Origin of the sequence: Magnetospirillum fulvum MGU-K5 (assembly GCF_000442515.1) — a bacterium.
Taxonomy (GTDB): domain Bacteria; phylum Pseudomonadota; class Alphaproteobacteria; order Rhodospirillales; family Magnetospirillaceae; genus Phaeospirillum; species Phaeospirillum fulvum_B.
Genome location: NZ_AQPH01000069.1, coordinates 1 through 18,021 on the forward strand (window position 1 = coordinate 1; position 18,021 = coordinate 18,021).

The following is an 18,021-nucleotide window of genomic DNA, read 5'->3' on the forward strand; positions in this document are numbered from 1 at the left end:
TGAAGGTCTCGGCCAGCATCGGAATCGCCCTGGGCGGCGAGGGGGCCTCGGCGGCCGCTTTATTAAAGGAGGCCGATACCGCGATGTATGCGGTAAAGCGGGCGGGAAAACATGGTTTTCGGATCAACGGTTTGGATTAAGTCATGACCCATCTGCCACCCGACCTGACGCCATCGCGCCGGACCAACCAGACCGTTCGCGCCATGCCTTTGGCCCGGGCTCAGGTCGGGGATATGTTGCGGATCGTCGCGCTGCGCAGCGGCGGCAAGGAGATCGAGGAACTGGCCGCCGCCGGATTGACGCCCGGGCGCCTGTGCGCCGTTCTGAGTCTGCTGCCCGGTGGGGCCACCCTGGTCGGGCTTGACGAGCGGCGGCTGGCGATCGGCAGCAACGTCGCCGCCGATATCTGGGTCAGACTGGTCGCGGGGTAATCCCGCTCCCGGTGGCCTGGGCGCTCAATTCAAGGCGTCGACCGACGATCCGCTGCGATGGGCCATCATTCGTGGCGGTGCCATCTCGGTCTGATCCGCGGTCGGGTGGATGTCGACCGTCGCGGCAAAGACATATCCCGCCGAGCGGACCGAGCGAACCGGCAGACTTTCCCCGGTGATCGAATTGACCTTGCGGCGCAGACGCGTCATCACTGCGTCGATGCTGCGGTCATCATATCCGCCGACTTCCTTGCCCAACGCGGCGGCAATCCGTTCGCGCATCACCGTCTGGCCCGCTTTTTCGGTCAGGCTGCGCAAGACCTGATATTCGGCATTGGTCAGCGAGGCGGGCAGGCCGTTAGGCGCGATCAGCAGCCAGTTGAGAGCATCGAACACCCACGGCCCGTCAGGCGGACGCGTGGTTTGCCGCGAGGTGCCAGCCGGGTCGTCGTCCAGCCGGCTGAGCAGGCTGCGGATCACCGCTTCGAGTTCGCGCATCGACACCGGGGTGACCAGAAAGGCGTCGGCTCCGACGCTGAGGGCCAGGACCTTGTCGTCGAGGTTGTCCTGCGCCGAGAGCATTACGATCCGGACCATCCGGTTCCGCCGCAATTGCGCGACAAGGGAATAGGCATCGTCGCCCGGACCGTCATTGTTCAACACAACGATTCCGGAAAAGCGCGGCGAGATGAATTCCTCGATCTCGGTACCGGGAATGACCCGGCGAACCGACATCCCGAACAGGGACAGGTAGCGGCCGACATCGCCGCAATATTCCGTATCGTGTCCGACGATAACGATATTTTTCATTGTTCGAAGATCCCTCCCGCCAATCGTCATCGGTTCGGGCTGACAAAACAAAGGTGCCAGACAACGCAAGGCGAGGCAGGCACCCCACTGTTTTCCCCCGCTTTCCCGCGTCGTGTCCGAGGACAAGATAGGGAACGCGATCTGGGCGATAACAAACGTTTTGTCTATGCCGACCAGGATTGTGGTTGCTGATGTAATTCAACGATTTAATCCTACAACGTTTTGCGTCGATTCCGAGAGCTTCGGATTCTACCCACCCGTGTACTTATCCTCGTGCCCGGGCAAATGACCCCTGGATTGAATGCGTAGATTCCGATCCTCCAGTCATCCTTGTATGTGAGGATAATATGATTGGATCATTATTCCGTTCGGGTCGGATGTTTATGTTTATCCAGATGAAGGTTCGATCCATTCGTGATTGTTTCTGGGTATCCGATCTGTGTCTTCCCCGTTTTTCTTTAGGTGTCGGCCGCAAGGTCCGACCTTTCAGAGAGTGGGGCTCCGACAGAGAGGCTTTTCGTCATGAAGGATATTTTTGCCAACACCATCAGTCGGATCGACTTTATTGACGGAATGATCCGGATCGAACTTGTTACGCTGTCTCCATCGGTCGAAACGACCGGGGGGGGACGGTGACCGACAGTCAGGACGCGGGGGTCAAGGTTCGCTATGCCCTGTACATGCCGCTGGGCGGGTTCATGAGGGGCGCGCTGACCCAGGAAAAATTCATTCAGGAACTGGTCAGCCGGGGGATTTTGATGCCTCCCACGGACACAGCCCCATCATCCGATCCGGTCGATCCGCCGTCCCCGGTTTCACCGAATTTCGGCTGATCCCGGCCGCGCGGAAACGTACCCGTCGTGTTTAGCATGACCCCAAGGAGGCAACGCGGCGGTGGAGCGGCTTGAAAAACGCCAGGATACCGCCTTGCTGTCGCTGGAATTGGTGGCGCGTCATCATGGCGTCGATCTGGGGCTCGAGCGGATCGCTCACGATTACGCAATCCGGGCCGGGGACGAGGTCAGCACCGCGTTGGTGTTGCGGATCGCCGGAGAAAGCGGCCTGAAAGCGAAGGCCCTGACGATCCGCTGGGATGATCTCGCCAAGCTTGACGGGTCGTTTCCGCTGATTGCGCGGCTGTCGAACGGCAATTCGATCATCCTGTCTGGCTTTCGCCCCGATCCGAAGATGGAGGATGGCGGCGAGGTCATCATCGTCGATCCGCTGGCCGAGAGCCCGACCTTTATCCCGCTGTCGCGCGACCGGCTGCTTGACCTGTGGCGCGGCGACGTGATCTTCGTGAAGAAGGTATTCGCCCTGGCCGACGAGGCCCAGCCGTTCGGCTTGCGCTGGTTCGTGCCCGAAGTGCTGCGGCACCGCGCCGCCTTTGCCCATGTCGCGATTGCCGGCTTGCTGCTGCATGGAATCGCCCTGGTCACCCCGCTGTTTTTCCAGGTGGTGATCGACAAGGTGCTGGTCCACAACAGCTATGAGACCCTGACGATCCTGGGCATCGGCGTCCTGATCGCGGTGGTGTTCGAATCGGTGATCGGCTTTTTGCGCAATTACCTGCTGCTGCACACCACCAACAAGATCGACATCCGCCTTTCGACCCGAATCTTCAATCACCTGCTGCATCTGCCGCTGGGCTTTTTCGAGGCCAGTTCGGCCGGGGTCACCGTCCAATACATGCAGCAGATCGAGAAGGTACGCGACTTTCTGACCGGAAAACTGTTCACCACCGTGCTCGATTCGTGGGCGTTGCTGGTCTTTCTGCCGATCTTGATGCTCTACAGCCTGACGATGGCCGGGGTGGTCCTGGCCTTCTCGCTGCTGGTCGCGCTGACCGTGCTGGTGGTGATGCCGTATTTCCGCCGTGAACTGACCTCGCTCTACCGTGCCGAGGGGCAGCGTCAGGCCCTGCTGGTCGAATCGATCCACGGCATGGCGACGGTCAAGGCGCTGGCGCTGGAGCCGGTGCTGGGCCGCCGCTGGGCCGACAGTTCGGCCCTGGCCATCACGATGCAGATGCGGGTCGGCCGGGTTTCCCTGTCGGCTCAGGCGGTGATCGGTCTGCTGGAAAAGATTCTCACCATCGCCATCGTCTGGATCGGCGCGGTGATGGTGTTTGGCGGCTCGCTGACGGTGGGGGAATTGGTGGCGATCCAGATGCTGTCGGGGCGCGTTTCCGCTCCGCTGGTGCAATTGGTCTCTCTGGTCAACGAGTTCCAGCAAACCGGATTGTCGATCCGGATGTTGGGCGAGATCATGAGCCGCCGTGCCGAGGCGGGGGGAACCCGGAACGGGCTGCGTCCGGCGCTGCGCGGCGGAATCACCCTGGAAGGCTTGTCCTTTACCTATCCGGGGGCACCGTCGCCCGCACTGGACCGGATTGGATTGGACATCCCCGCCGGGGCGCTGGTCGGGGTGGTCGGGCGCTCGGGTTCGGGGAAGACGACGTTTCTGCGTCTGCTTCAGGGGATGTATCTGCCCAGCGCCGGGTTCGTCCGCTTTGACCGCATCGATATCCGCGAGATCGATCTGGCCCATCTGCGCCGCTCTCTCGGCGTGGTGTTGCAGGAGAATTTCATCTTTCGCGGCACCGTGCGCGACGCGATCATGGCAACCCAGGTCGGGGCCTCGTTCAGCGAGGTGATTCTCGCCGCCCAGATGGCCGGGGCCGACGAATTCATCCAGCGGCTGCCCCAGGGCTACGACACCCTGTTGGAGGAGAATGCCTCGAACCTGTCGGGCGGGCAGAAGCAGCGCTTGGCGATTGCCCGTGCCCTGCTGGCCCAGCCGCCGATCCTGATCCTGGACGAGGCGACCTCGGCGCTTGACCCCGAAAGCGAGGCGATCGTTCAGGCCAACATGGCTCATATGGCCCATGGCCGTACCGTCATCGCGGTGTCGCACCGCCTCTCCACCCTGGTCAATGCCGATTTCATCGTGGTGTTCGACCGAGGGCGGATCGTTGCCGCCGCCCCGCACGCCCGGCTGCTGGAGACCTGCCCGCTCTATGGCCAGTTATGGCAGCAGCAGAGCGCGGCCCATCTCAGCGGGACACGGGGGTGAGCGAGAGCCCCGCCGGGTCAGCGGACGGTGTCGGTCCTGACGGGATTGTCGGGACCGAGCGGATGTTCGGCGATGGCGAGCGGATCTTTACCGAAGGGCAGGGCAGCGACTTTGCCTATCGGGTGGTGTCGGGGCAGGTCGAACTCAGCAAGTCCTATCCCGAGGGCGATATGCGGCTGGCCATGTTGGGGCCGGGCGAGTTGTTCGGCGAGATGGGCCTGCTCGATGGCGCGGTGCGCAGCGCCACCGCGATCGCCCGTGGGGCAACGGTGGTGCAGGCGTTCGACCAGGAACAGCTTTTGTCGCTGGTGCGGCAGCGGCCGGATTTCGCCCTCGGTCTGGTCCGGACGATCTCGCGGCGGCTGCGCCATGCCAACGGCCTGATCGGTGCGCCGGACCAGATCCGGTTTCCGCCCGACCGTCGTCAACGCTGGTGGCGGCGGCTGCGCCGTCTGGCATGGCCGGGGGAATTGGCGCTCGACCGGGTACGTATCGAGTTCCAGCCCGATGCGGTCGAGATCGAAGACCGGCCGCTGCCCGGTGCGGCCAAGGCGATCCTGTACACGATCCTCGCTTTGCTGGTGTGCGGCACGGTGTGGGCGTCGCTGGCCCAGATCGACCGGATCGTCATTGCCACCGGCAAGATCGTCACCACCGAGGCCAAGATCGTGGTGCAGCCGATGGCGACGGCAACAGTCCGCGCTATCAACGTCCGTGTCGGTCAGATCGTCGAGAAGGACCAGATTCTGATCGCGCTCGACCCCACCTTCACCACCGCCGACGAACGCAGCGTGCGGACCCAGATGCGGAGCGCCGAGGCGGAGATCAACCGGCTGGAGGCTGAACTGGCGCTGACCTCGGTCGAGGCGGCCCCGGCGGGCCACTTTTCCGACGATCCCGCCGAGCAGGCGACCCAGGCCGAATTGTTCAAGCGTTACAGCAACGCCCGGTCCACTCTGATCCGCTCGTCCGAAGCCGAGATTCGCGAGATCGAGACCCATACCACGTCGCTGCGTGCCGACCGGGTCAATGTCCTCGCCCAACTGATGGTGGTGCAGCGGCTGGAGGGGATTCGCAAGGATTTGTACAGCAGCGGCAATGGCAGTCTGGTCAATCTGCTCGACGCCCAGCGTCAGCTTGCCACCGAGCGGCGCGAACTGGGCCGGATCGGCGGCGAGATCGCCGAGGCGGAGAAGAAGATCGAAACAATCCGGGCCAAACGCGAGGCCAGTCTGGGCGAGATGACCTCGAAAGCAGCCCAGGAACTTCAATCGGCCCGCCGCGACTATGCCAAGGCATTCGAGCAGATCAAAAAGCAGGAGCGGTTAAGCGCGCTGATCGATCTGCGCTCGCCGTCGCGGGCGATGGTGCTGGAGATCGCCGCCCGTTCGGTCGGGTCGGTGGTGCGGGAGGGCGAACCGCTGCTGACCCTTGTCGCCCGCGATGTGCCGGTTGAGATCGAGTCGGTGATCGACCCGAAGGATATCAGTCATCTTCGGGTGGGCGATCTGGCCCGGATCAAGCTGGAAGCCTTTCCCTATCAGAAATACGGCACGCTGGATGGGCAGATTCTTTCGATCAACGGCGACGTTCTCGATCAGGAGGAGGCCGGGCGGCGTACCAGCGTCTACAAGGCCAGGATCGTCATTCTCCGCAGCGCTCTGCGCGGCGTTCCCGACGATTTCATCTTGCTGCCGGGGATGGCGGCGTCTTGCGAGATCAAGGTCGGGACCCGTCGTCTGATCAGCTACGTCCTCTATCCGATTATTCAAACGCTGGATGTCGGGCTGCGCGAGCCGTGAACGGCGGCCTTCGGTGCGGCGAGATTCAGTATCATTGTCACTCTGGAATTGAATCAATTTTATCAAATAAAGTAACGATATAGTTTTCTCCGTATAAAAATAAAATATTTGACCGTATCCGGTGATTTGCGTCACATACGATCGTTCTGTAAATGATTTATTAGTATGAATAACGGAGTGTGTTGTTGTCTAAGTTCTGATTGATTTAGGAGTGTGTCATGTCTTCATCCCAACGCAAGCTAACGCCGATTCGCGCCGCTGATCGCTCCGTGGTGAGATTGTTCGGAGCCGAGGATGAAGACGCGCCCAGCGCGGGCATTTTCGGGGCCGCTTCCACCGGTTCGGGCGCGACGGTGGTGACGACGGCGACCGTAATCTCGACCATAACCACGACGGTTAAGGCGAGTGTCACAGCGGGCGTTTCGACCCCGACCTGGGTCGGGTCCCTGACCGATGCCGGGCTGAAGGCGGACATGATTTCGGTCGTCGCCGATGGGGTCGTCACCTATGGCGAGATGCTGACGGTGGTGACCGATCTGAGTTCCAGCCTCTCCACCGTCGGCGGCTTGTCGGCCAATCAGTTTTCCGATCTGAAGGCGATCGCCGCCAATTGGAATAACGGCGTGACGATGTCGTCCTATGTCGATGACATCTTGAACCGCTTCGTCAATGGCGACGCCGCCAACGCCTATTATACCGGCGGCGGGACCGCCACCGCGCTGGGCAATCTGAGGGTCGGCAGCACGGTAACCCAACTCAACCAGTTGATCGGGAAGTGGTTCCTCGGCAACGATCTGCCCAGCACCACGGTGACGATGAACGGAAGCACGATCAAGGTGACCTATAAGGCCAGCACCGCGCCTTTGTTTGGCGTCGGCGGCCCGGTCGCCAGCGACATCAATCAGGGCTATCTGAACGATTGCTATCTGCTGGCTCCGCTGGCATCGATTGCCCGCAGCAATCCCGGCCTGATCTCGTCGATGTTCGTCGATAACGGCAACAACACCTATGGCGTCCGCTTCTTTACCGGCGGCAAGGAAGATTGGGTCACCGTCAACGCCGTTCTGCCGATGACGGGGGCGCATTACTCCTTTAACGACGCCTATAACAATGTCGGCAATATCTGGGTCAATCTGATCGAAAAAGCCTACGTTCAGATCAATACACAGGGCGTTTATACCGGGAATTACTACGCCAATTTCGGCAATTCGTTCTCGACGATCGGCAGTGGCGGCACCCCGGACAGCGTGCTTCAGGCGGTGACCGGCAGCAAGATCAGCCATTATGTCGTTGCCAACAATGCCGAGACGATCAATGCGCTGGTTAACGCCTTGGCCGCCAAGAACGATATCTCGCTGTGCTCCTGGACCAATTCCTACGACAGCGCGGGCTATCAATGCCTGGTGGCCGGGCATGCGATGTCGGTTACCGGCTTTGACGCCACGACCGGGAAAGTCACCATCCTTAATCCCTGGGGGACCAAGACCGGTCAGACTTACCGGACGACGTTCGAGGTCAATTTGTCGCAATTGGCGGGAACCGGCGATTACCTCGCGATCGACAGCGTTGCCGCGCTGGCGCCGAAGCTGGTCAGCCAGACCGCGTCTCAGTCCTGGACCGAAGGTCAGACGGTCAGCTTTACCCTGCCGACCAACACATTTTCCGACCCCAGCGGGCGGGTTCTGAGCTATTCCGCGACCCAGGCCAACGGTCAGGCCCTGCCGTCGTGGTTAAGCTTTGACGCCAAGACCGGCAAGTTCTCCGGCATCGTTCCCACCGGCGCGGCGGCGTTCAGCTCGATCGTCACCGCCACCGATACGCTGGGGCTGTCGGCGTCGGAAACCATTCGGTTCGCGGTGGCAAAAGGCGTCACCGTTCCCCCGGTCGTGGTGCCGCCTGCGTCCGGCGCCCCGGTGGTCAGTGCCCAGACCGCCAATCAGGTCTGGAATCAGGGCGGCTCGGTCGTCTTTACCATGGCGGCGAATACCTTCACCGATCCGCAAGGGGCGGCGATGACCTACAAGGCCACCCTGGCCGACGGATCGGCTCTGCCGTCCTGGCTGTATTTCAGCACCTTCAACAACAGTTTTATCGGCAGGGTCGCGATGGGAACCGCCGGGCTCAGCATCAAGGTAACGGCTAAGGATGCGACCGGGCTGACCGCCTCGGAAACCTTCTCGGTGACGACGCCGCCGCCGGTAGCTCCGATTGTCAGCAGCCAGACCGCCAGTCGCTCCTGGACCGAAGGTGTTGCTTCCAGCTTCAGCCTTGCCGCGAATACGTTTACCGATCCCCAAGGGTCGGCGATGACCTACACCGCCACCCAGGCGAACGGTCAGGCCTTGCCGTCCTGGCTGACCTTTACCGCCGCGACCAAGACGTTCAGCGGGCTGGCTCCGACCGGGTCCGCCGACGTTTCGGTCAAGGTGACCGCGACCGATCTTCTCGGGCTGTCCGGGTCCGAGACGTTTTCCCTCGTCACGGCGGCGGCAGGGCCGGTGGTGGCCAGCCGGACCGCCAGCCAGACCCAGGTGGTGGGAAGCGCGGTGACCTTTGGTCTGGCCGCCGGAGCGTTCACCGATTCCCTGCCGATGACCTACGCCGCCTACCAGATCAAGAGTGCGGGTGATATCGACGCGACGTCATGGCTGCGGTTCGATCCGACGACGCGGACGTTCAGCGGGATCGCCGCGGCGAACGAGAATGGGACGCTCCATCTGAAGGTCGTCGCCACCGACACATCGGGAAAGGCCGCGAACGACAGCTTCGATATCAGCTTTAAGAACAGTGGAGGTCTGACGCTGATGTCGACGGCCACGCTCACCGGATCGCAATCGTCGTCTGCCTCGTCCCTGCTTGCCATCGCCCGATAGCGGATCGGGTCTCTTTTCCAAATGGCCCCGCCGGACGAACATCGTTCCGGCGGGGTTTTTGATCGAAGGCCCTCAGGCCATCGCCGCGTTGCCTTCCTTGCGAGCGCGGCGCCAGTTCAACCCGGCCAGCCCGAGAAGGGCACTGCCAAACAGCGGCAGAGCGGCCGGAATCGGCGTGATCAGACCGGGAACCAGCGTGGTCGAGATCGTGCCGGAAAACGATTGGCCGGAAAGTCCGGTGGCAATGGTTTCCAGGATATAGTGCCCGGCCAGAAGATTGCCGAAGGTCAGGGTCTGGCCGACATAGCCGCTGGGAAGCAGGGTGCTGAGGATGCTGGTGGTGGCAATCGGGGCACCCCACGCATGACCGTTCGCAGCGTGATAGAGCGAGGTCGTCAGGGCACTCAGTGACGGAACGCCATAGGACGCCGGCACCGAGGTGATCAGTTCGAAGCCCGTGGCGACCAACGACGAATCCGGCGTCGCAATCGTGAAGGTCCACGCATTGCTCTGGTTCGACGTGTCGAGCTTGGCAAAGAAGCCAGCGGTGGGATTGGACGCGCTCAGCTCGCCCAAGGTAACGAGCGGAGTCTGGCTGGCATACGCCGCGGGTGAGGCGAATGCGACCCCGACGAGTGCCAGGGCTCCCAAGGCAGTGGATAGAAGACGCTTCATGTCATTCTCCTGGTTGCGCCCCTGTTGAACCGGCCCGCCTTCCGCTCCCCAGGGGTATGGGGCGGCGATGGTTTGTATGGTGTCTCTCTCCCTGTCATCGCAGTTCAGACCCAGCCCGAGTTGAAAGCCGCGATAGCTCGGGTAAGGGGCGGACGACGATGAATTCCTCGTTGATGGGTGGAGTCTATCTTCGTCTACTTTTTGTTTTTTCTTGATTGGATAGACTATTTCCATCGCATCAAAGCGTAGAAATTTATCTATTGCAGGATAGAGCGCATCATATATGTTCATTCCTGTTCTTTTTTATTTCAGACGTAAGCTACATCGCGGGCATGACTGGCGTCAGACTCGGAATCTACCTACCGGAACTGTACGTAGAGTCGGTATTTTATTGTAGATCAAGGCGCGGGTTGCAGCGGGTCGTCAGTATCATCGGCGTCGGATGACATCGCGACCCGGTTCCGACCGGCGGATTTGGCGCGGTACAGAGCGCGGTCGGCTCGCCGCATCAGGCGATCGAAATCGATCGGCTGTCCCGCCTCCAGGGTTGCCGTTCCGATGCTGACGGTCAGCAAGAGTCCCTCTGGTCCGACATCAAGCTTGGTTCTGGTGATCTCGTCGCGCAGGTTTTCCGCCGCTGCGACGGCCCCGTCGGCATCGGAATCCGGGAGCAGGATCACGAATTCCTCGCCACCGAACCGCCCGATCAGGTCGGCGGCGCGCACATTGCGCTCCATCAGGGTAGCCAGGGCGCGCAGGCACGCATCTCCGGCCAGATGGCCCAGCCGGTCATTGACGGTTTTGAAGTAATCGACGTCGATGACCAGCAACGACAGCGGATGCATGGTCCGGTTGTGGCGTTCGACTTCGATGGCGTAGGTCTGAAGAAATTTGTGGCGATTGGCCAGCCCGGTCAGCTGGTCGTGCATCGCCATGATTTCCATCGATTTACGGGCCTCGATCAGCTCGGCGAGGGAGATCGAGAGGGCCTGATTCATCCGTTGGAGTTCTTGACTGCGCTCGGCCAGAAGCTGTTCCGACGCTCGCCGCGCCGTGATGTCGATCAAGGCCACATTGTCGCCATAGCCGGGCTCGCCGCCGTTGCCTTCGAGAATGACGCTAGCCCCCGGCTGTGCCGTCGCCGGTGTCAAGGTGACCTCGCACCGCTCGATCCCTCGTTTGTCGGGCAGCGACAACAGAAAGCGGGCCAGATCGTCATGAAACGGATCAGCGATGAAGTCCCGCAGCCGGTTTTGCCCGATCTGGTTCGGCGGCATCCCCAGCAAGGACAAGGCAAGCCGATTGGCCCGCTCGATCACTCCGGCCCGGTTCAGTGTCACATAGCCGACCGGAGCGAAATCATAGAGCGCGGTATAGCGGGCCAGGGCCTCCTCGGTCACGGTACGCAACTCGATCAGCGCTTCGTTTTGCATTTCCAGTTCGACCTGATGGACCCGAAGCTCGTGGATCAGGTGCTGGGGATCGTCCGAAGCAATGCTGTCGGCAACGGGTTGACGCTTCAGCGTCCGTTCCGCCAGACGATGGAGGGTCTTTCTGTCGGGCGGATCGGTCAGGCGGCGGGGCAAGAGTGTCCTCGACGGTTGGTAACGCGTTGCGTAATCCGTCTATTGGCGGTTGGGTCGCTTCACGACCGTAATGTCGACGACCCGGTCGTGATGTTCGGCGACACTGTCGGCGGCTTCGACGGCCTGTCCCTTCTCTCCCGTCCAACTGGTGTCGATCCGTCCCGCCGGGATACCGGCGGCGATCAGGGAATCGCGGACTTGGGCGGCGCGTTTCTCCGACAGGGTCAGATTGGCCGAGGCGCTGCCGATCCGGTCGGTCTTGCCAATCACCGTTACCCGGGTCGTACTGTCGTGAGCAACGACATAGGCGACGTTCTGGACGATCATCCGTCCGCGCTCATCAATCTCGGTTTTATTGCTGTCGAAATAGATCTGGTACCAGGCTCCGGCCAGTTCCGGCGTGGCGCTCGATCCGGCGTTACGGTGACTGTCGGAGCGGTCTTCCGGTCCGGCGCAGCCAGGCGCGGTGGCCAGAGCCACCAGGGCGACCAGCGCCACGGCGAACGGTCCCGATCTGTTGGACGGATACATGGCGATGTCCTTTGCTGCGACTGTTCGACTAACGCCACACCGGGCGGCCGAGATTGACCTGATTCTTGTTGGTCAGAGCACCGGCACCCGCGCCGACGGCTCCGCCGATCAGCGCGCCTTCGAGCGGGGCGCCGACGAGAAACCCGCCCAGCGCACCGACACCGGCCCCGATCCCGCCACCACTGATGGCGCGGTCTCCGGTGCTCGATCCGCAGGCCGACAAGGTCGAGGCGGTCAGGACGACCGCAAGAACGAAAAAAGACCGCTTCATGGGGGGTGTTCCTTTCGTGCCGTCGCCGGGGGCGGTGGCGTGGTCGTTACGGCTTGATGAGGTGAATGGTCGCGCGCCGGTTTTGCGGTTCGCGCACCCCGTCGGGGGTGGCGAGCAGCGGATCGCTTTCGCCCAGGCCTTCGACCCGGATTGCATCGAGCGGGATGCCGTCGGCGACCAGTTCCTGTTCGACTGCCTTGCTGCGCCGTAACGAGAGGGCCAGATTATAGGACTCACTTCCCGCGCTATCGGTGTAGCCGACGACCTTGACCTTGGCGCCCTTGGTTGCGGCAATGGCCCGGCTGGCGGTCGCGATGATCCGGCGCGAGTCTTCCATCAGGCTGGATTGGTCGAAATCGAAGAACACGATGAAGGAGGAGGGGGCCGCTTGCTGCGGTTGGGCTTTGGATTCGTCGGCGACCGGCTGGCCGCGTTTGCTTTGGGCCGAGGCGATCCGGGTGATCGTCGCTCTGAACCCATCGCGGCATTCCCGAATGCGCTCGATTTCCCAGCCTTCATGCTGCTCGTGCAGCCAGCAATCGAACTGAGTCTGGGCGGTTGAACTCCATTGCGGAAACGCCCGTGGTGCATCGCTCGCCAGCAGCGCAACCAGATGGCCTCGCGCCACCCGCAAATCGGCGGCGGCGGCGGGATCGGCAATGCTCCAATCCTCCAGCCGTTCGGGAGGAACCGGAGTTCCAGCGGCGGCTGATAGCCCTTTTTTCGCGAAAATCTGCTGGGCTAACCAGTCGTATTCGCCCCATTCGTACAAGGCCAGGGTCCGGTAATCGGTGGTCAAGGCCTGGGTAAACGGCGACCCGGTCGGGGCGGTCAGGTTCAGGCGCTCCAACTGGTACGTGCTTCCCGGAATCTCTCCGTTCATCGGCGTGCCGGTGCAGGCACTCAGACCGCAGATCAGCAGGGGGGCTATCAGGTGCAATGCGCGTTTCATCTGTCGTCATCCTGTCCCGATCGTTGCGCCGGTAGGGGGGTTAGAGCCGCCCCGTCAGCAACAGGATGACGACAATGATCAGAATGATTCCGATGCCACCGCTGGGGTAATAGCCCCAGTTCGCGCTATGCGGCCATCTCGGCAACGCGCCGACCAGGAACAGCACCAGAATGATCAGGAGAAGTGTAGACACGGCGCGCACTCCTTCGGTAACGAATGGCGGGGGCGTGCGGTAAGCGGATTCCCAGTGGAGATCCGTATATGCCCGGCCATCGGAAATGAATCGAAGTCAATTCAATGGCGCATAAGGGGGGCGCCGTCATGAATGACTATCTAAATTATCAACAATTTCTGGATGTGCGCAGGATCGGAAAACACCCAAATTAATATGGGTGAATTATTTCGAATAATTACGCAATTGTGCGCGATCTGCCCCGGCGAAGTCGGTGTTTCTTCTTTGGGCGGGGAGAGATCCCCGACCGCAGGCGCGGTGCGGTCAGGGGGCAGGCGGAGTCCGAAACGTCCGTTATCTCGGGACTCTACTCCTCCTGCGGAATCATCCGTTTTTGTCCCAGATCGTCAACCGCGACATAGGTGAACATCGCGCTGGTGACCTTGACCTGTTTGTCATTGCCGCCATGACGGCGGACCCAGCTTTCGACCCGGATCGCGATAGAGGTGTGGCCGATCCGCTTGATATCGGTGTAGCAGCTCAATTCGTCGCCGACAAAAACCGGCTGGTGGAACTCCATTCCCTCTATCGCAACGGTGGCACAGCGCCCCCCGGTGCGGCGATAGGCATGAGTGCCCCCGGCCAGATCCATCTGACTGAGCAGCCAACCACCGAAGATGTGGCCGAACATGTTGGTATCGGCCGGCATCGCAATGGTCCGAATCGACAGCCGCCCATTCGGTGTCTCTTCCGGTGCAGCGCTATCGCTCATTGGCTTTGCCTCCTCCTATCTATATCTTGTATTGAGAGTGTGGTGCGGCACAGCATGGGCTTGCGCCCACCGTCCACCCCCCTATAATGCCCGCCATGTCAGACCTGTTCCAGCAGCTTGCTCCCAAAAGCACCGACTATTCCGCCAAGGACATCGAAGTTCTTGAAGGACTTGAGCCCGTTCGCCGCCGCCCCGGCATGTATATCGGCGGCACCGATGATCGTGCGCTTCACCACCTTGTCGCCGAAGTGCTCGATAACGCGATGGACGAGGCGGTGGCCGGTCACGCCAGTTGGATCGAGCTGGAATTGTCGGTCGATGGCACCGCGACGATCCGCGATAACGGACGCGGCATCCCGATCGACCCCCACCCGAAATTCCCCGACAAAAGCGCGCTGGAAGTGATCCTGACCACGCTGCATTCGGGCGGCAAGTTCGGCGGCGACGCTTATAAAGTGTCGGGCGGTTTGCACGGCGTCGGCGTCTCGGTCGTTAATGCCTTATCCGACAAGCTGGTGGTCGAGGTGGCCCGCGACCGCACCCTCTACAGCCAGAGCTTCTCGCGCGGGCTGCCGCTCGGGCCGCTGCAAAAGGTCGGCCCGGTGCAGAACCGGCGCGGAACCGCCGTGATGTTTCACCCCGATCCGCAGATTTTCGGCGAACGCGCCCATCTGCGCGCCGGGCCGATGTACCGGCTGGCCCGCGCCAAGGCCTATCTGTTCCGCGGCGTCGAAATCCACTGGAAGTGCGACCCGCTGCTGATCGCCGAGGGCGACGAGATCCCGGCCAAGGACGTGCTGCACTTCCCCGGCGGTCTGTCCGACTTCCTGCGCGCCGTGCTGAAAGAACGCCCGCTGGTCACCCGCGACCTGTTCGACGGCGTCGCTCCGCTCGCCGACGATATGGGACAGGTCGAATGGGCGGTCGCCTGGCCCGAGGATGACGAAGACGGCTTCGTCAACACCTACTGTAACACCGTGCCGACCCCCGACGGCGGCACCCACGAAGCCGGGTTCCGCACCGCGCTGACCCGGGCCTTGCGCGCCCATGGCGATCTGGTCGGCAACAAGAAAGCAGCCCAGATCACCGCCGAAGACGTGATGGCCGGGGCCTGCGTGATGGTCAGCCTGTTCCTGCGCGATCCCCAATTCCAGGGCCAGACCAAGGAAAAGCTGGTCAGCCCCGAAGCCTCGCGTCTGGTCGAGAACGCGGTCAAGGACCGGCTCGACCATTGGCTGTCAGCCGACAAGGCGTCGGCCGCCGCGCTGCTGACCCGCCTGATCGACCGCGCCGAGGAGCGCCTCCGCCGCCGTCAGGCCAAGGAGATGAGCCGCAAGACCGCGACCAAGCGGCTGCGCCTGCCCGGCAAGCTGGCCGATTGCTCGCGCTCGGTTAATGTCGGCACCGAACTGTTCCTGGTCGAGGGCGATTCCGCCGGTGGCTCGGCCAAGCAGGGCCGCAACCGCGAGACCCAGGCGATCCTCCCCTTGCGCGGCAAAATCCTCAACGTCGCCTCGGCCTCGTCCGACAAGATGCGCCAGAACCAGGAACTGAAAGACCTGATGGAGGCGTTGGGCTGCGGCAGCCGCGAGCATTACGACGGCGACAAGCTGCGCTACGAAAAAATCATCATCATGACCGACGCCGACGTCGATGGCGCCCACATCGCGTCGCTGCTGATGACGTTCTTCTATCAGGAACTGCCCAACCTGATCCGCGAGGGGCACCTGTACCTCGCGATGCCGCCGCTGTTCCGCCTCGCCCACGGCCAGACCGTAATCTATGCCCGCGACGACGCCCATAAGGAAGAGCTGCTGCAAACCGTGTTCGCGGGCAAGAAAAACATCGAAATCAGCCGGTTCAAGGGCCTGGGCGAAATGCCCCCCGCCCAGCTCAAGGAAACCACGATGGACCCGGCCCGACGCATCCTGCTCCAGGTCACCATCCCCGCGTCCCGCACCGAAGAGGAAAAGGAAGAGGCCAAGGAAGTCGCCCGTCTGGTCGAAAGCCTGATGGGCCGTAAACCCGAACTCCGCTTCCGCTTCATCCAGGAACACGCCCGCTTCGCCACCGACCTCGACGTTTAAGGTCGGTGGGGCGGGCAGCCGCCGTGCGGGCAGGATTCCGCTAACGCGGCCGGGCTATCGCCCAGACCCATTTGGAGGCCAAAGCCTCCAAACCTCCCGTTTTATTGAATAAAAAAGTCGGTTAGCGCGGTCATCCTGTCAATGATGTTGCGTCTCGCTATGAGTAGGTTTTAAGGCGTCGGCTGCAGCCGGAAGCGGCCCCTGGAGAATCTCCCCAGAGGCAATTCGCATATCGCGCACCTTGGCGGCTTTCAGAATTTCCTTGTGCGAGATACCCGCCATTGCTGTTGCGATGTTGCGGGCAACAAAATAATTCCAACTGTAGACGAGGAAGGCCGTATTGATTTTTTTAAGATTAGTTTTGCCTACCGTGCCATTGGGGTGATTGGCGGCAAGTACCACCTTCGGGGTGAGCGGCACAACGTTGTGGCTGAGGACATCTGGCATCAGAAACTCACCAGCTTGTGCCTGGATGACGCCCCACGTCCAATCTTTGATCTGGAGAGCGTACTGATCTACCCGGACCTGAAGATGGAGGCCGGTTAGGAAGCGACTGGATATGCGGCCATCTTGGCGCATGAAGATGTAATGATTCTTTTCAAGCCGTTCTTCCTCTTCCAGAGTTAGATGGGTGCCGGATAGATCATTGATCTGAATTTCTGTTTTAATTTGTCGTTTTTGGCGCGAACGCCAGTACAACAGTGAGAAATATTGGGCTAACGTCCATGCATGATCGCCTGCAATGAACTCGATCTGACCACTCAAGACATTTTCCGCCATGTCTTGAAAGCGATCTTCGATCCGTTTCATCCAACCAGACTCACTTCGTTCGTCCCAGACCCGGCTCAAGATGAAAAATTCATTTTTTGGTTTCAGTGTCAGGATTTTGTTTTCTTTCGCCCAACGGACCTGAACGCATCCATCATCACCGGCAAAACGTTTGAGGCTCTCTACTGGAATGACGTGCTGTTTGATTGTAAGTTTGTTGGGATTATCTTTCGAGCATTTCTCGTATTTCATGCAGGCAGTCTAACCCCCTAGACACGCTATAGATATTTTAGAGCCTAACGAGAAAGAAGTAGCACGGTTTCGTATGGTTTTAATTGTGTTTTGAGACGAAACGGGGAGATTCGTGCCATGAACGCCGCCATGGTCACTACTCGGTCCTCGGAACCAGGCGGTTCCGCTGTTTGTCGCGATTTGCGAGGTAGGATCGGGCGACCTGCTTGAGCAAACCGTTCGGCACGCGTCCATAGATCACGGTTGTTGGCGCTCGGCCGGGTACGGGCCGAATATCCGGCCCTGGCCAGATGAAGGCATTGGCTTCTGTCGTCACGATCCAGGACGGGGCATCGTCAAGACCGAGTTGGCGTTTGATATCGTGCGGGAAAGCTACCGCGTCAGCTTCATTGGCCGGTGGCGAGTGGGTGACGGCGAGAACGAGAACCTCGGTCGTGCCGTCGGCCTCCTTGATGGATAAGGCGAGCACAAGAGCGGGGCGATCCTTTCGGCCTTCTTCCTGCCCTCGGGCATTTTCATCCGCCCAGAGATAGGAATACCGAATGACCGACCCACGCTCGGGCGTCATTCCGGTCAATTTTCCTCAAGGATGGCGAGGGCTTCGATGTCCGCGAGGAAATGCTCTGGGGTATCCGCCGCGAGAAATGCCTGCTGATCGCGTTTCTTCAGCCGCTCATACTCTTCGACGGAGATGAGGACATTGCGCGGCCGTCCGTTTTTGGTGACGACGACCGGCTGAGCAAGAGCGACATCGCTGTAATGCGAGAACTGGCGCACGAGGTCTCCGGCGCTGGTTACGACACGCCCGGTCGTATTCATGGTGAACCTCACTCGATCACGTCAGTGCAAACAATATGTATAATATGTATAATACGAAAAATGTTCAAGAGCGATCAGTTGGATACAATCAGAGATGCCCGCCCTGGTTGCGTAGAGTTCCCTCTCGATAAACAAACCAGAGGGT

Annotated in this window: 18 protein-coding genes; 7 read left to right on the forward strand and 11 right to left on the reverse strand. The window is 61.0% G+C overall.

The window, feature by feature from the left end:
• The first annotated feature begins 17 nt into the window (after nucleotides 1-17).
• Both K678_RS18330 and K678_RS14195 read left to right on the forward strand, forming a co-directional pair.
• A complete protein-coding gene (locus K678_RS18330) occupies nucleotides 18-140 on the forward strand; it encodes a hypothetical protein (protein WP_269210527.1) in 123 nt (40 codons plus the stop codon).
• A 3-nt stretch (nucleotides 141-143) separates the two neighbouring features.
• Entirely contained in the window at nucleotides 144-431 is a 288-nt protein-coding gene (locus K678_RS14195) for a FeoA family protein (RefSeq protein ID WP_021133160.1), read from the forward strand.
• Nucleotides 432-455: 24 nt separating this feature from the next.
• Here the strand turns inward: K678_RS14195 and K678_RS14200 are convergent, their stop codons facing one another.
• Complete coding sequence (locus K678_RS14200; protein WP_021133161.1) at nucleotides 456-1,241, reverse strand: response regulator transcription factor; 786 nt, start codon at nucleotides 1,239-1,241, stop codon at nucleotides 456-458.
• Between the two features lie 632 nt (nucleotides 1,242-1,873).
• Here K678_RS14200 and K678_RS14205 point away from each other — a divergent pair.
• The 4 genes from K678_RS14205 (at nucleotide 1,874) to K678_RS17930 (ending at nucleotide 8,991) form a co-directional block, all read left to right on the forward strand.
• Complete coding sequence (locus tag K678_RS14205) at nucleotides 1,874-2,074, forward strand: hypothetical protein (RefSeq protein WP_021133162.1); 201 nt, start codon at nucleotides 1,874-1,876, stop codon at nucleotides 2,072-2,074.
• A 61-nt stretch (nucleotides 2,075-2,135) separates the two neighbouring features.
• Nucleotides 2,136-4,316, forward strand: coding sequence for a peptidase domain-containing ABC transporter (locus K678_RS14210; protein ID WP_021133163.1), 2,181 nt, complete (start codon nucleotides 2,136-2,138; stop codon nucleotides 4,314-4,316).
• Nucleotides 4,313-6,118, forward strand: a complete 1,806-nt coding sequence (locus K678_RS14215) for an HlyD family type I secretion periplasmic adaptor subunit (protein WP_196802589.1) — start codon at nucleotides 4,313-4,315, stop codon at nucleotides 6,116-6,118. The genes K678_RS14210 and K678_RS14215 overlap by 4 nt, the downstream gene beginning before the upstream one ends.
• 218 nt (nucleotides 6,119-6,336) lie before the next feature.
• Nucleotides 6,337-8,991, forward strand: coding sequence for a putative Ig domain-containing protein (locus K678_RS17930; RefSeq protein WP_021133165.1), 2,655 nt, complete (start codon nucleotides 6,337-6,339; stop codon nucleotides 8,989-8,991).
• Between the two features lie 72 nt (nucleotides 8,992-9,063).
• Here the strand turns inward: K678_RS17930 and K678_RS14225 are convergent, their stop codons facing one another.
• The 7 genes from K678_RS14225 to K678_RS14255 all read right to left on the reverse strand — a co-directional run bounded on the left by K678_RS14225 (nucleotide 9,064) and on the right by K678_RS14255 (nucleotide 13,950).
• Nucleotides 9,064-9,666, reverse strand: a complete 603-nt coding sequence (locus K678_RS14225) for a hypothetical protein (RefSeq protein WP_021133166.1) — start codon at nucleotides 9,664-9,666, stop codon at nucleotides 9,064-9,066.
• Nucleotides 9,667-10,064: 398 nt separating this feature from the next.
• Nucleotides 10,065-11,252: a sensor domain-containing diguanylate cyclase gene (locus tag K678_RS17935; protein ID WP_021133167.1), complete on the reverse strand. Its 1,188-nt coding sequence runs from the start codon at nucleotides 11,250-11,252 to the stop codon at nucleotides 10,065-10,067.
• A 39-nt stretch (nucleotides 11,253-11,291) separates the two neighbouring features.
• A complete protein-coding gene (locus K678_RS17940; protein ID WP_021133168.1) occupies nucleotides 11,292-11,783 on the reverse strand; it encodes an OmpA family protein in 492 nt (163 codons plus the stop codon).
• 28 nt (nucleotides 11,784-11,811) lie between these two features.
• Nucleotides 11,812-12,054, reverse strand: a complete 243-nt coding sequence (locus K678_RS14240; RefSeq protein ID WP_021133169.1) for a YMGG-like glycine zipper-containing protein — start codon at nucleotides 12,052-12,054, stop codon at nucleotides 11,812-11,814.
• A gap of 46 nt (nucleotides 12,055-12,100) precedes the next feature.
• Entirely contained in the window at nucleotides 12,101-13,006 is a 906-nt protein-coding gene (locus K678_RS14245) for an OmpA family protein (RefSeq protein WP_021133170.1), read from the reverse strand.
• Between the two features lie 40 nt (nucleotides 13,007-13,046).
• Nucleotides 13,047-13,199 carry a DUF3309 family protein gene (locus tag K678_RS18335; RefSeq protein WP_021133171.1) on the reverse strand — a complete coding sequence of 51 codons (153 nt, stop codon included), beginning with the start codon at nucleotides 13,197-13,199 and terminating at the stop codon, nucleotides 13,047-13,049.
• A gap of 346 nt (nucleotides 13,200-13,545) precedes the next feature.
• A complete protein-coding gene (locus K678_RS14255; RefSeq protein WP_021133172.1) occupies nucleotides 13,546-13,950 on the reverse strand; it encodes an acyl-CoA thioesterase in 405 nt (134 codons plus the stop codon).
• 95 nt (nucleotides 13,951-14,045) lie between these two features.
• On the opposite strand from K678_RS14255, the gene parE reads away from it, so the two are divergent.
• A complete protein-coding gene (gene parE / locus K678_RS14260) occupies nucleotides 14,046-16,037 on the forward strand; it encodes a DNA topoisomerase IV subunit B (protein WP_021133173.1) in 1,992 nt (663 codons plus the stop codon).
• Between the two features lie 138 nt (nucleotides 16,038-16,175).
• On the opposite strand, the gene K678_RS14265 is transcribed toward parE, so the two are convergent.
• From K678_RS14265 to K678_RS14275, 3 genes are all read right to left on the reverse strand, one after another.
• Nucleotides 16,176-17,057 (reverse strand): hypothetical protein, encoded by an 882-nt coding sequence (locus K678_RS14265; protein WP_039853324.1) that lies wholly within the window; start codon nucleotides 17,055-17,057, stop codon nucleotides 16,176-16,178.
• A gap of 136 nt (nucleotides 17,058-17,193) precedes the next feature.
• Nucleotides 17,194-17,625, reverse strand: coding sequence for a hypothetical protein (locus K678_RS14270; RefSeq protein WP_021133175.1), 432 nt, complete (start codon nucleotides 17,623-17,625; stop codon nucleotides 17,194-17,196).
• Between the two features lie 5 nt (nucleotides 17,626-17,630).
• The gene (locus tag K678_RS14275) at nucleotides 17,631-17,876 is read right to left on the reverse strand and encodes a type II toxin-antitoxin system prevent-host-death family antitoxin (protein WP_021133176.1); all 246 of its coding nucleotides are present in this window, start codon (nucleotides 17,874-17,876) and stop codon (nucleotides 17,631-17,633) included.
• Nucleotides 17,877-18,021 lie beyond the last annotated feature (145 nt).